The following is a 13,160-nucleotide window of genomic DNA, read 5'->3' on the forward strand; positions in this document are numbered from 1 at the left end:
TATTTTTTATTGAAAAATCAAGAAAAAAACGCTACAATGGTAGTTGGAAAAATGTTGTGAAAAAACACAAGTGATACATAAATACTGGAGGAAATCATGTCTTTTTCTGATTTAAAGCTGTTTGCCCTTTCTTCAAATAGAGAATTGGCAGAGCGTGTGGCGCAAGAGATTGGGATAGAGTTGGGAAAATCGACCGTACGTCAATTTTCAGATGGAGAAATTCAAGTTAATATCGAAGAATCGATCCGTGGAAAACACGTCTTTATCTTACAATCAACTAGCTCACCTGTAAATGACAATCTGCTAGAAATTTTGATTATGGTAGATGCTTTGAAACGTGCCAGTGCAGAATCTGTCAACGTTGTTATGCCTTACTATGGTTATGCACGTCAGGATAGAAAGGCGAGAGCGCGTGAGCCAATCACTTCAAAACTTGTAGCAAATATGCTTGAAGTAGCTGGAGTGGATCGTTTGTTGACGATTGACTTGCACGCTGCGCAGATTCAGGGATTCTTTGATATTCCTGTCGATCACTTGATGGGTGCTCCTTTGATTGCAGACTATTTTGAGCGTCGTGGCATGGTTGGTTCTGACTATGTGGTTGTCAGCCCAGACCATGGTGGGGTGACTCGTGCTCGTAAATTAGCAGAGTTTTTGAAAACTCCGATTGCTATTATTGACAAACGTCGTAGCGTAGATAAGATGAATACTAGTGAAGTGATGAATATCATTGGTAAGGTAGAAGGTAAGACTTGTATCTTGATTGACGATATGATCGATACAGCTGGAACTATTTGTCATGCGGCAGATGCACTTGCTGAAGCTGGTGCTGTCGAAGTTTACGCAAGCTGTACGCACCCAGTTCTTTCAGGGCCTGCTATGGATAATATCCAAAAATCAGCTATTAAAAAATTAGTTGTTTTGGATACTATCTACCTACCAGAAGAGCGATTGATTGATAAGATTGAGCAAATCTCTATCGCACATCTCTTGGCAGATGCTATCATCCGTATCCACGAAAAACGTCCTCTATCTCCATTATTTAGTATTGAGAAAAAAATCTAACGAATTCGTTGGATCAGACAAAACTCCTAACAAAGTGATAGGCCTTGTTGGGAGTTTTTTGGTAGCAGAATTCTGCAAACCCTTTCAAAATGTGCTATACTGATGGAAAAAGGAGAATTTTTATGACTCAAGAATTTATCAATCCAAGTGATGGCGTGATCCGTCAGTATCTAGCAACTAGTAAAACTCTAGCAGTAGTAGGCTTGTCTGATCGTGAAGAAACAACGAGCAATCGAGTGACAAAGGAAATGAAGGCTCGTGGCTATAAAATCATTCCAGTAAACCCTAAGGCTGCAGGTGGGGAAATCTTGGGAGAAAAGGCTTATGCCAGTCTAGCTGAGATTCCTTTCCCTGTAGATATCGTCAATGTCTATCGTCGTAGTGAATTTCTGCCTGATGTAGCACGTGATTTTCTCAAGGCAGATGCTAAGATTTTCTGGGCGCAACTAGGACTTGAAAGTCTAGAAGCGGAAGAAATCTTGCGTGCTGGAGGTTGCGATGATATCGTGATGAATCGTTGTATTAAGAGAGAACATACACGCTTAATTATTGAACAATAAAAAGGTAGCTTGCGGGCTACCTTTTGTCTTAGAAAATACCGATGAGTGTTTGCATACCCAGGCTAGTCAGGATGATGGCAATCCAGCAGAAGGCACCAAGAAGAATGGATTTACCGCTGGACTTAATCATAGCAATGAGATTGGTTTTGAGACCGATAGCGCTCATGGCCATGATGATGAGGAATTTAGATAGTTGTTTGAGAGGTGCAAAGAAGCTACTGCTGACACCGAAGGAAGTAAGGATGGTGGTTAGCAGGGAAGCTAGGATGAAGTAGAGAATGAAAACAGGGAAGATTTTTTTAAGTTTTACTCCTTGGTTGTTGTCTCGTTGATGACTTTGCCAGTAAGAGAGGAAGAGAGTGATAGGGATAATAGCTAGGGTACGGGTCAATTTGACGATAGTAGCAGACTCAAGAGTGTTTGTGTGGTAAAGACTATCCCAGGCGCTGGCAGTGGCTGTTACAGAGGAAGTATCATTGACCGCAGTACCTGCAAAGAGGGAGAAGCCCTCATTTGATAGGTGAAGCCAGGTTCCTAGGGTTGGGAAAATAAGCGCTGCTAAGACATTGAAGAAAAAGATAACAGAGATGGATTGGGCGACTTCTTTTTCCTTGGCATGGATGACGGGAGCTGTCGCTGCAATGGCAGAACCTCCACAGATAGAGGAACCAACACCGATCAAGGTAGCTAGTTTTGTATCTAAATCAAAAAAGCGTTGGAAAAGATAAGCTACAATCAAGGCTATAGAAATGGTAGATAGAATGACAGGAAGGGAAGATTTTCCTACTGCAAAAACTTGAGAGATATTGAGTCCAAACCCAAGCAAGATAACAGCATACTGAAGCAATTTCTTGGAGCTGTAAGTCAAACCAGCATCTAGTTGTTTATAGGAAGTGAGAAATGGGTGGAGAATCATGCCAATAAAGATGGCAAAAACAGGAGCTCCTACAACAGGCAGAAAGCCTCCTAAAACCCAAGAGATGATAGAAATGATCAGACAGGCTAACAGTCCTGCCCAATTTTTTGATAGAAATGACATAAAAACCTCCGAAAATAAATACTCCTTATTATAATCTTATCTCGGAAAAAAGTAAATAGAAAGCCTTTGGAAGGCTAATTCTGGATGTAATTTTGCGGTCAGAGAGCTTTTGTAGTATAATAGACATATGTTCTTTAAGCAAGGAGGGTATCTATGGACTTAACCAAGCGATTTAATAAACAATTAGATAAGATTCAAGTTTCCTTGATTCGTCAGTTTGACCAGGCTATTTCAGAGATTCCTGGAGTCCTGCGGTTGACCTTGGGAGAACCAGATTTTACAACGCCAGATCATGTCAAGGAGGCTGCAAAGCGAGCCATCGATCAAGACCAATCCTACTATACAGGGATGAGCGGTTTGTTGACCTTACGCCAAGCAGCTAGTGATTTTGTAAAAGAAAAGTATCAGTTGGACTACAATCCTGAAAATGAAATCTTGGTTACAATTGGTGCGACAGAAGCTTTATCAGCTACTTTGACAGCCATTTTGGAGGAAGGAGACAAGGTTCTCTTGCCAGCTCCTGCCTATCCTGGCTATGAGCCAATAGTTAATCTAGTTGGTGCAGAGATTGTCGAAATTGATACAACTGAAAATGGTTTTGTTTTGACGCCTGAGATGTTGGAAAAGGCAATTTTGGAGCAGGGGGACAAGCTCAAGGCAGTTATTCTCAACTATCCAGCCAACCCTACAGGAATCACTTATAGTCGCGAGCAATTAGAAGACTTGGCAGCTGTTTTACGTAAGTATGAGATTTTCGTAGTCTGTGATGAAGTCTACTCAGAATTGACCTATACAGGGGAAAATCATGTATCGCTGGGTACTATGCTGAGAGATCAGGCCATTATCATCAATGGTCTATCCAAATCCCATGCCATGACAGGTTGGCGTTTAGGTTTTATCTTTGCACCAGCAAACTTTACAGCTCAACTCATCAAGAGTCACCAGTACTTGGTCACTGCCGCAAACACCATGGCTCAACACGCAGCGGTAGAAGCTTTGACAGCTGGTAAGAATGATGCGGAACCTATGAAGAAGGAATATATCCAACGTCGGGACTACATTATCGAGAAGATGACTGCACTTGGTTTTGAGATTATCAAACCAGATGGTGCTTTTTATATCTTTGCTAAGATTCCAGCAGGCTATAATCAAGATTCCTTTGCTTTTCTGAAAGATTTTGCCCAGAAAAAGGCTGTCGCCTTCATCCCTGGTGCTGCCTTTGGACAGTATGGAGAGGGCTATGTTCGCCTATCTTATGCAGCTAGCATGGGAACCATCAGAGAAGCTATGAAACGACTTGAGGAGTACATGAGAGAAGCATGATTCAATCTATCACAAGTCAGGGTTTAGTACTTTACAATCGAAATTTTCGAGAGGATGATAAGCTTGTTAAAATCTTTACAGAACAGGCAGGCAAGCGCATGTTTTTTGTGAAACACGCTGGTCAATCAAAACTGGCTCCGGTTATTCAGCCCTTGGTGCTAGCTCGTTTTCTCTTGCGCATCAATGATGATGGACTCAGTTATATTGAGGATTATCATGAGGTGATGACCTTTCCAGGGATCAATAGTGATCTCTTTACCATGGCTTATGCGACCTATGTGGCAGCCTTGGCTGATGCGAGTTTGCAGGATAATCAGCAGGACGCTCCTTTATTTGCTTTTTTGCAGAAGACATTAGAGCTGATGGAAGAGGGCTTAGATTATCAGGTCTTGACTAATATTTTTGAAATTCAGATTTTGACACGGTTTGGGATTGGTCTAAACTTTAATGAGTGTACTTTTTGTCATCGAGTAGGTCAGGCCTTTGACTTTTCTTTCAAATATGGAGCCTGTCTTTGCCCAGAGCATTATCATGAGGATGAGAAACGATGTCATCTAAATCCCAATATTCCTTATCTGCTCAATCAATTTCAAGCCATTGATTTTGATACTCTGGAGACTATTTCGCTCAAGTCAGAAATTAAGCAAGACTTGCGTAAGTTTATGGACCAGATTTACGAAGAGTACGTCGGGATTCACCTAAAATCAAAGAAATTTATTGATTCCCTAGCCGATTGGGGACAATTACTAAAAGAGGAAGACAAATGAAAAAAATCGCAGTAGATGCAATGGGTGGCGATTATGCACCTCAAGCTATTGTAGAGGGAGTCAATCAAGCTCTTGCTGACTTTTCAGATATTGAGATTCAACTTTACGGAGATGAAAGTAAAATTAAGCAATATCTAACAGCTACAGAGCGCGTTAGTATTATCCATACTGATGAAAAAATCGATTCAGACGATGAGCCTACAAGAGCCATCCGTAAGAAGAAAAATGCCAGTATGGTCTTGGCGGCCAAGGCTGTCAAAGATGGAGAGGCAGATGCTGTTCTTTCTGCAGGAAATACAGGTGCTTTGCTTGCGGCCGGATTTTTCATCGTAGGTCGTATCAAGAATATCGATCGACCTGGGCTTATGTCAACCTTGCCAACTATTGATGGGAAAGGTTTTGATATGCTAGATCTCGGTGCCAATGCAGAAAACACAGCCCATCACCTTCATCAATATGCCATCCTAGGTTCTTTCTACGCTAAAAATGTTCGTGGAATTGCAAAACCACGAGTTGGTTTGCTTAATAACGGGACCGAGAGCAGCAAGGGAGATCCACTCCGCAAGGAAACTTATGACTTGCTAGTAGCTGATGAGAGTTTGAACTTTATCGGTAATGTGGAAGCGCGTGATTTAATGGATGGCGTTGCTGATGTAGTCGTAACAGATGGTTTCACGGGAAACGCTGTGCTCAAATCCATTGAAGGTACAGCCATGGGAATCATGGGCTTACTAAAAAATACCATTACAGGTGGCGGTTTGCGAGCTAAATTAGGTGCTCTTCTTCTTAAGGATAGTCTTAGAGGTTTGAAAAAGCAGCTCAACTATTCTGACGTTGGAGGTGCAGTCTTGTTTGGTGTCAAGGCGCCGGTTGTCAAGACTCATGGATCAAGTGATGCCAAGGCTGTGTACAGTACGATTCGTCAGATTCGTACCATGCTAGAAACAGACGTAGTTGCTCAAACTGCGCGTGAATTTTCAGGAGAATAATATATATGACAGATAAAGAAATTTTTAACCGTATCGTGACCATCATCCAAGAACGTCAAGGAGAAGACTTTGTAGTCACAGAGGCCTTGAGCTTGAAGGATGATTTGGATGCTGATTCGGTAGATTTGATGGAATTCGTACTAACCATTGAGGATGAATTTGGAATTGAAATCAGTGATGAAGAAATCGACCATCTTCAAAGTGTGGCAGATGTATTAAAAGCCATTAAAGATAAAATCTAACATATAGCAACATGCAAGTCATGTTGTTTTTTTGTTTTTCGAAAAAGATAAGATTTTGAAATTTTATAGTTGAGTTTACGAATAAAGAGATAAGAACAAAAAAGGAGGATTGCTGATGTATGTGACAGGTCTTTATCCGTGGTTGATCAAGTGGTTTTTAAAATAAATTTGATTTAATTGTTTATTTTAAAATGATTTCTCGAATAGACAAGTGAGAAGAAGAGGAAGGAGATTACTTCATGTTTATACCAAGCTTGTATCCATGGTTAATTAAGTGGTTTTTGAAATAAATAAATTTATTTTAAATTATTTTTCGAATAGATAAGTAAGAAGAAAAGGAAGGAGATTAGAAATGATTATTTCAGTTATTTATCCAATTTGGCTTTTAAAATGGTTTAAAGGTTAAAAATTGCAAACAAAAAACTATAAAAATAAAGGAGAAAAAAGATGACAAACTTTGACAAAATGGAACAGAACTTTGTAGCTCTTACAGAAGAAGAGCTAATGGAAGTGGATGGGGGGTCGGTTACCGCCGTAGTTGTAGGAGGTGTCTTACTAATTGGTGGTATTGCTTGGGGCTATTTTATGTAATAATAAGGAGAGAAAAAATGAATTTAAATAAATGGACAGAATTGACAGAAGAAGAATTGATGAATACAGAAGGTGGATCAATTACCATAGCCACGGTTGGTGCAGGATTGGCAATTTTCCTTGGTGGTCGATTAATTGGTCAAGATTTAAAACGTAAATTTGGATAGAAGTGAACTTGTATGAAAAATCTAAAAAATGTAATGGGAGCCTTTTTAATTATTTTTGGAGTGCTTTGTATATTGGGGGATTTACATGTAATCACCTTTAATGTTGAAAAATATTTCCAAACAGAGTTATTTGTTCCGATGCTTATTTTGATGATGAGTTATTTAGATTCAGGTAAAGACAAGGTTTAAAGAGAACTATTATTAGTATGTGGCAAATGCTATAGAATAATCATCTTTTAGTTGTTATCAATGAAATAAGAACTAAAAAAATGGAGAAATAAATGAATATCTCAGAAGAATGTGCGGCTATAATTATATCAGCCTCAGGAATAGTAGGACTTTTGGTTGGAGTAGCTATTGGATTAGCTAGTATTATTTAAAAAGGAGTAGATGAAAGATGAAGAAACTGGATGAAAAATTTGCTATTATGACAGAGGAAGACTTGGCTGTAACTAAGGGAGGTTTCATTGTTACTACTTCTACAGCAGTGGCTTGGGGTGTTTTAGGAGTCGTTACCTATATGTATGGGCGTCATTTGGGAAGTAGACGTTAATTTAAAAATTTGTGGCAAATCGTAAAAGAAAATCAAGTATGAATCGCAACACTGATCTCAATACATTGTTACCATAGTTCCTTTGGTGGCAATGGGTCTCAATCTCGTACTTCATGTAATTCGTACAGGTTCGTTGTTATCCTTTGATTGGAAATGGTATTTAGTTGGATTGATTGCCTCAGGCTATTTTGGGATTTTTTGCAACGATTTGTCAAAAAATAATCCAAACTATAAATGATGAATCTGAATGAAAAGATTTTGTGCGTGTGAATGGCGGAAAAACTCTGCCATTCTTGTCAGATAAATAGGAGTCTGCTATGAAAAAATTTTTATTGGGATTTGCTGAAGGTTATTTTATCGTGTCAGTCATTATCTATATTGTAACGTATTTGATTCTGAAAAAACCGATCAATACCTTGTTTTATCTATAAGCCTATCCAATTCTGCTTGGGTTGGTTTATGTAGGATATAAGTACAAAACAAAAGAAAGTAAGATTGGAAATTGATGGAACATCAGATTGGGGTTTGAGATGAAAGTCGTTCAAGTGTTACAAAAAGCTTGGCTAGAGTTTACTGTATGCTGCAGTTCGATGGTTTATATCATTGTTAGAATAGTCGCTGATGTAAACAAAATAAATCTACCTGAATGGTTTGAAAATTTTGACATACCTACAATTTCACTATTCTTGATGGCATTTATTTTACTTTATAGAAGTGAAGAAAAATATGATAAAGGATGATAAAATGAATCTGAACTTTGTGGCTCCAGTATTAGGGCAATCTTGGGGAATATTGGGGTGTTAAGCTGATGAACTGTTGTCTGATTTTAGTTAGAAAGATATTCGTATGTTTAAAAAAGAAGTGATATTATTAGGGCTGCTTCTGCTAGTACGTATTGTACTTTCTATCATGCAAGTTTTAATGGATTTTAAACTATTGCTAGGAAAGTATAGTGTAAATTTCATGGAACTTTCAGATTTATTCTCTTATCCCCTACTTTTTTTAATCATTTACATAGCGGTAAAATATCATGCTATCCAGAAAATAAGAGGTAAAGAAGATAATCAGGATGGCAATAAATAAGACTTAAAAAATTTTTCTAACATTCCTTTTCTTATTTCTGATGAATCTTTTGCTTTTTAAAGTACTTGCTGGTCTAAGCTTTAAGGTGACAATGAGTGAAAAAACTATCTTGTACCACCCTTGTTTTCATTATATGATTGACAAAAAATTGGAAAAGGTAAGAAATATTAATCATTATATTTTCTAGGTAGGACGTTTGTTCTACCTATTTTTATTTAGGAAAAAGTGCTGTTCAGGTGCAGTTATTGTTTTTTTAGAAATAATTTTCTTTTTGCTTCTTTGTTTGTATAAAATAATCTTACAAAGTTTTCTTTGGAGATTGTTAGGAAAAGGAGTAGGATATGAAATTTGGGAAACGGCATTATCGTCCTCAGGTAGACCAGATGGACTGCGGTGTGGCTTCATTAGCCATGATCTTTGGTTATTATGGAAGTTATTATTCTCTGGCTTACTTGCGAGAATTGGCCAAGACGACCATGGATGGGACTACAGCTTTAGGCTTAGTCAAGGTTGCAGAGGAAATTGGTTTTGAGACGCGAGCAATAAAGGCGGACATGAGCTTGTTTGATTTGCCGGATGTAACCTTTCCTTTTGTGGCTCATGCGCTTAAGGAAGGAAAATTGCTCCATTATTATGTGGTGACTGGGCAGGATAAGGACAGCATTCATATTGCCGATCCAGATCCTGGGGTAAAATTGACCAAGCTGCCACGTGAGCGTTTTGCGGAAGAATGGACGGGAGTGACTCTGTTTATGGCACCTAGTCCAGACTATAAGCCTCATAAGGATCAGAAGAATGGCCTGCTATCTTTTATCCCTATATTAGTGAAGCAGCGTGGTTTGATTGCCAATATAGTTTTGGCAACACTCTTGGTCACCTTGATTAACATTGTGGGTTCTTATTATTTGCAATCTATCATTGATACCTATGTTCCAGATCAGATGCGTTCGACGCTGGGGATTATTTCTATTGGGCTGGTCATCGTCTATATTCTCCAGCAGATCTTGTCTTATGCTCAGGAATATCTCTTACTTGTTTTGGGGCAACGCTTGTCGATTGACGTGATTTTATCCTATATCAAGCATGTTTTTCACCTGCCTATGTCCTTTTTTGCGACACGTCGTACAGGGGAAATCGTGTCTCGTTTCACGGATGCTAACAGTATTATCGATGCTCTGGCTTCGACTATTCTGTCAATTTTTTTGGATGTATCTACTGTCTTGATTATTTCAGTAGTTCTATTTTCGCAGAATAGCAATCTTTTTTTCATGAGTTTACTAGCTCTTCCTATCTACACAGTGATTATCTTTGCTTTTATGAAGCCCTTTGAAAAGATGAATCGGGATACCATGGAAGCCAATGCAGTTCTGTCTTCTTCTATCATTGAGGACATCAATGGCATTGAGACCATCAAGTCCTTAACTAGTGAAAGCTCCCGTTATCAAAAGATTGACAAGGAATTTGTGGATTATCTGAAAAAATCCTTTACCTATAGTCGAGCAGAGAGTCAGCAAAAGGCTCTGAAAAAAGTTGCCCATCTCTTGCTCAATGTCGGCATTCTATGGATGGGGGCTGTTCTGGTTATGGATGGCAAGATGAGTTTGGGGCAGTTGATTACCTATAATACCTTGCTGGTTTACTTTACCAATCCTTTGGAAAATATCATCAATCTGCAAACCAAACTTCAGACAGCGCAGGTTGCCAATAACCGTCTGAATGAGGTTTATCTGGTAGCTTCTGAGTTTGAGGAGAAGAAAACAGTTGAGGATTTGAGCTTTCTAGAAGGAGATATGGATTTCAAGCAGGTTCACTACAAATATGGCTATGGTCGAGATGTCTTATCGGATATCAATTTGACTATTCCGCAGGGTTCTAAGGTGGCTTTTGTGGGGATTTCGGGGTCAGGTAAGACGACCTTGGCCAAGATGATGGTTAATTTTTACGACCCAAGTCAGGGAGATATTAGTCTGGGTGGTGTCAATCTCAATCAGATTGATAAAAAAGCTCTGCGCCAGTATATCAACTACCTGCCTCAGCAACCCTATGTTTTCAATGGGACGATTTTGGAGAATCTTCTCCTTGGAGCTAAGGAGGGGACGACCCAGGAGGATATCTTGAGAGCAGTGGAGTTGGCTGAGATTCGGGAGGATATCGAGCGGATGCCACTGAATTACCAGACAGAATTGACTTCGGATGGAGCGGGCATTTCAGGTGGGCAACGTCAGAGAATTGCTTTGGCGCGTGCTCTCTTGACCGATGCGCCTGTCTTGATTTTGGATGAGGCGACCAGCAGTTTGGATATTTTGACCGAGAAGCGAATTGTCGATAATCTCATGGCTTTAGACAAGACCTTGATTTTCATCGCCCACCGCTTGACCATTGCTGAGCGGACAGAGAAGGTTGTCGTTTTGGATCAGGGCAAGATTGTCGAAGAAGGCACACATGCAGATTTGTTGGCTCAGGGTGGCTTTTACGCCCATCTAGTGAATAGTTAGAGAGGAAAAAAGATGCAATCAGAATTTTTAGAAAGTGCTGAGTTTTACAATCGTCGTTACCATAATTTTTCTAGTCGGGTGATTGTACCCATGTCTCTTCTACTTGTATTTTTGCTTGGCTTTGCAACTTTTGCAGAGAAGGAGATGAGTTTGTCTACTAGAGCTACTATCGAACCTGCTCGTATCATTGCCACCATTCAGTCTAGTAGTAATAGTAAGATTGTTGCCAACCATTTGGCTGAAAATAAGTTTGTCAAGCAAGGGGATCTTCTCGTTCAATACCAAGAGGGAGCAGAAGCAGTTCAGGCTGAGAATTATGCTAGTCAGTTGGACATGCTCAAGGATCAGAAGGTTCAACTGGAGTATTTAAAAGCAAGCCTTCAAGCAGGAAGTGATCAATTTCCTGAAGCAGATAAATTTGGCTATCAGCATAGTTTTTTAGATTATCTAAATCAAGCTGCTAGTCTGCGAAGTCAGGTTGAGCAACAAAATGCTAGTATATCATCTCAAAATGCAGCAGCCAGTGGTAGTCAGGCAGAGTTAGGTAATCTCATCGGTGAAACCCAGTCCAAAATTAAAGAATATCAGCAAGCCAAGTCTGCTATTCAAGCTGATGGAGTCTTAGAGAGTGATCATCCAGCTTATGCCATTTATCAATCTTATCAGTCAACAAAAGAGCAGGGATCGGAAGCCAAACAGCAGGCCTTGTCTCAGCTAGATGCTCAAATCACTCAGTTGGAGTTAACTCTTGCAGGTTATCGAGTACAGTATGCAGGTTCAGGAGCACAGCAAGCTTATGCCTCTGGATTGGGAAGTCAGTTGGAGTCATTAAAATCTCAGCAACTAGCCAAGGTAGGCCAGGAATTAACGCTCTTGGATCAGAAAATTCTTGAAGCGGAGTCGGGTAAAAAGATTCAAGGAAATCTTTTAGACAAGGGGAAAATTACAGCAACAGAAGATGGTGTTCTACATTTGAATCCTGAGCATAGTCGATCTACCATCATTCCAGAAGGAACTATCCTCGCTCACCTTTTTCCGCAGTTGGCTAGAGAGAGAAAAGCAAAACTAACAGCTTATATCAGTTCTAAGGAAGTGGCTGGTCTCAAGCATGGAAATGAGGTACGATTTACAACGGTAACGGATGCCAATAAGCAGCTAGTATTGACATCCAAGATTACGAATATCGATACCAGTGCGACTCAGACAGAAAAGGGCAATTTCTTTAAATTAGAGGCAGAGACGGATTTGAATGCTGAACAAGCAGAAAAACTTCGTTATGGACTTGAAGGTCGTTTGACTATGATTACAGGTAGGAAGAGTTTTTTACGCTACTATCTTGATCGTTTTTTGAAACAAGAATAAAGTTCTCATTCTAACTCAAATCAATCTTAGAAAATCGCAAATGAAAAATCATTTGCGATTTTTCTGTACTTTTTCAGATATAATATCAAATATAGTTCGTGAAATATTTGATTTTTAGTGTATGTTGTGTTAGAATGATGTAAAGTAATACGAAAGGCGAACAAGAAAATGTCCAGTAAACTTATTTATACGGGAAAAGCTAAAGATATCTATACTACAGAAGACGAAAATGTGATTAAGTCGGTCTACAAGGACCAGGCAACCATGCTAAATGGAGCTCGCAAAGAGACCATTGAGGGTAAAGGTGTGCTGAATAATCAGATTTCGTCTCTTATTTTTGAAAAATTGAATGCTGCTGGAGTGGCGACACACTTTATCGAACGTATTTCTGACACAGAACAACTCAATAAGAAGGTGACCATCATTCCTTTGGAGGTTGTTCTTCGTAACGTGACTGCAGGTTCTTTCTCAAAACGTTTTGGCGTGGAAGAAGGTTTGGACTTAGAAACTCCAATCGTTGAATTTTACTACAAGAACGATGATTTGGATGATCCATTCATCAATGATGAGCATGTGAAGTTCTTGGATATTGCCAATGATGAGCAAATTGCTTATATCAAGGGAGAAACACGTCGTATCAATGAATTGTTGAAAGATTGGTTTGCACAAATTGGTCTTCGTTTGATTGACTTCAAATTGGAATTCGGTTTTGATAAGGATGGCAAAATTATCTTGGCAGATGAATTTTCACCAGATAACTGCCGCCTTTGGGATGCTGAAGGGCACCATATGGATAAGGATGTTTTCCGTAGAGATCTGGGCAGTTTAACAGATGTTTATCAGGTTGTTTTGGAGAAGTTGCAGGGATTGAAGTAACCTGTTTGAAACGAAAAACCTTCGTCTTTAAAGAAAAGGGACTCAAGC

Annotated in this window: 16 protein-coding genes and 1 pseudogene; 16 read left to right on the plus strand and 1 reads right to left on the minus strand. The window is 39.4% G+C overall.

All coding sequences use genetic code 11. The annotated features are described in order from the left end of the window. The first annotated feature begins 96 nt into the window (after positions 1-96). Together RRU92_RS02275 and RRU92_RS02280 are read left to right on the plus strand one after the other, a co-directional pair. Positions 97-1,065, plus strand: coding sequence for a ribose-phosphate diphosphokinase (locus tag RRU92_RS02275; protein WP_000010179.1), 969 nt, complete (start codon positions 97-99; stop codon positions 1,063-1,065). 122 nt (positions 1,066-1,187) lie between these two features. Continuing rightward, positions 1,188-1,625: a CoA-binding protein gene (locus tag RRU92_RS02280; protein ID WP_315640239.1), complete on the plus strand. Its 438-nt coding sequence runs from the start codon at positions 1,188-1,190 to the stop codon at positions 1,623-1,625. Between the two features lie 28 nt (positions 1,626-1,653). On the opposite strand, the gene RRU92_RS02285 is transcribed toward RRU92_RS02280, so the two are convergent. Then, a complete protein-coding gene (locus RRU92_RS02285; RefSeq protein ID WP_315640240.1) occupies positions 1,654-2,664 on the minus strand; it encodes a YeiH family protein in 1,011 nt (336 codons plus the stop codon). 153 nt (positions 2,665-2,817) lie between these two features. On the opposite strand from RRU92_RS02285, the gene RRU92_RS02290 reads away from it, so the two are divergent. From RRU92_RS02290 to purC, 14 genes and pseudogenes are all read left to right on the plus strand, one after another. After that, a complete protein-coding gene (locus RRU92_RS02290) occupies positions 2,818-3,987 on the plus strand; it encodes a pyridoxal phosphate-dependent aminotransferase (protein ID WP_315640241.1) in 1,170 nt (389 codons plus the stop codon). Next, complete coding sequence (gene recO / locus RRU92_RS02295; protein ID WP_311522407.1) at positions 3,984-4,754, plus strand: DNA repair protein RecO; 771 nt, start codon at positions 3,984-3,986, stop codon at positions 4,752-4,754. The genes RRU92_RS02290 and recO overlap by 4 nt, the downstream gene beginning before the upstream one ends. Next, complete coding sequence (gene plsX / locus RRU92_RS02300; RefSeq protein ID WP_311522408.1) at positions 4,751-5,743, plus strand: phosphate acyltransferase PlsX; 993 nt, start codon at positions 4,751-4,753, stop codon at positions 5,741-5,743. The genes recO and plsX overlap by 4 nt, the downstream gene beginning before the upstream one ends. Before the next feature lie 5 nt (positions 5,744-5,748). Beyond that, positions 5,749-5,985 carry an acyl carrier protein gene (locus tag RRU92_RS02305; protein ID WP_311522409.1) on the plus strand — a complete coding sequence of 79 codons (237 nt, stop codon included), beginning with the start codon at positions 5,749-5,751 and terminating at the stop codon, positions 5,983-5,985. Positions 5,986-6,432: 447 nt separating this feature from the next. Beyond that, positions 6,433-6,576, plus strand: a complete 144-nt coding sequence (locus RRU92_RS02310; protein ID WP_075229712.1) for a class IIb bacteriocin, lactobin A/cerein 7B family — start codon at positions 6,433-6,435, stop codon at positions 6,574-6,576. A gap of 17 nt (positions 6,577-6,593) precedes the next feature. After that, complete coding sequence (locus RRU92_RS02315) at positions 6,594-6,743, plus strand: class IIb bacteriocin, lactobin A/cerein 7B family (protein ID WP_311522410.1); 150 nt, start codon at positions 6,594-6,596, stop codon at positions 6,741-6,743. Between the two features lie 12 nt (positions 6,744-6,755). Then, positions 6,756-6,932: a hypothetical protein gene (locus tag RRU92_RS02320; RefSeq protein ID WP_000793176.1), complete on the plus strand. Its 177-nt coding sequence runs from the start codon at positions 6,756-6,758 to the stop codon at positions 6,930-6,932. A 208-nt stretch (positions 6,933-7,140) separates the two neighbouring features. Next, positions 7,141-7,296: a hypothetical protein gene (locus RRU92_RS02325; RefSeq protein ID WP_162837517.1), complete on the plus strand. Its 156-nt coding sequence runs from the start codon at positions 7,141-7,143 to the stop codon at positions 7,294-7,296. Between the two features lie 317 nt (positions 7,297-7,613). Beyond that, positions 7,614-7,802, plus strand: a pseudogene (locus tag RRU92_RS02335) (hypothetical protein). 24 nt (positions 7,803-7,826) lie between these two features. Next, positions 7,827-8,036, plus strand: a complete 210-nt coding sequence (locus tag RRU92_RS02340; protein WP_315640242.1) for a bacteriocin immunity protein — start codon at positions 7,827-7,829, stop codon at positions 8,034-8,036. A gap of 106 nt (positions 8,037-8,142) precedes the next feature. Continuing rightward, positions 8,143-8,379, plus strand: coding sequence for a hypothetical protein (locus RRU92_RS02345; RefSeq protein ID WP_315640244.1), 237 nt, complete (start codon positions 8,143-8,145; stop codon positions 8,377-8,379). A 341-nt stretch (positions 8,380-8,720) separates the two neighbouring features. After that, positions 8,721-10,874 (plus strand): peptide cleavage/export ABC transporter ComA, encoded by a 2,154-nt coding sequence (gene comA, locus RRU92_RS02350; RefSeq protein ID WP_315640245.1) that lies wholly within the window; start codon positions 8,721-8,723, stop codon positions 10,872-10,874. Between the two features lie 12 nt (positions 10,875-10,886). Then, entirely contained in the window at positions 10,887-12,236 is a 1,350-nt protein-coding gene (locus tag RRU92_RS02355) for an HlyD family secretion protein (protein ID WP_315640246.1), read from the plus strand. A gap of 168 nt (positions 12,237-12,404) precedes the next feature. Further along, positions 12,405-13,112: a phosphoribosylaminoimidazolesuccinocarboxamide synthase gene (purC, locus tag RRU92_RS02360; RefSeq protein WP_315640247.1), complete on the plus strand. Its 708-nt coding sequence runs from the start codon at positions 12,405-12,407 to the stop codon at positions 13,110-13,112. The last annotated feature ends 48 nt before the right edge of the window (positions 13,113-13,160 follow it).

This window comes from Streptococcus sp. DTU_2020_1001019_1_SI_AUS_MUR_006, assembly GCF_032340315.1.
GTDB lineage: Bacteria > Bacillota > Bacilli > Lactobacillales > Streptococcaceae > Streptococcus.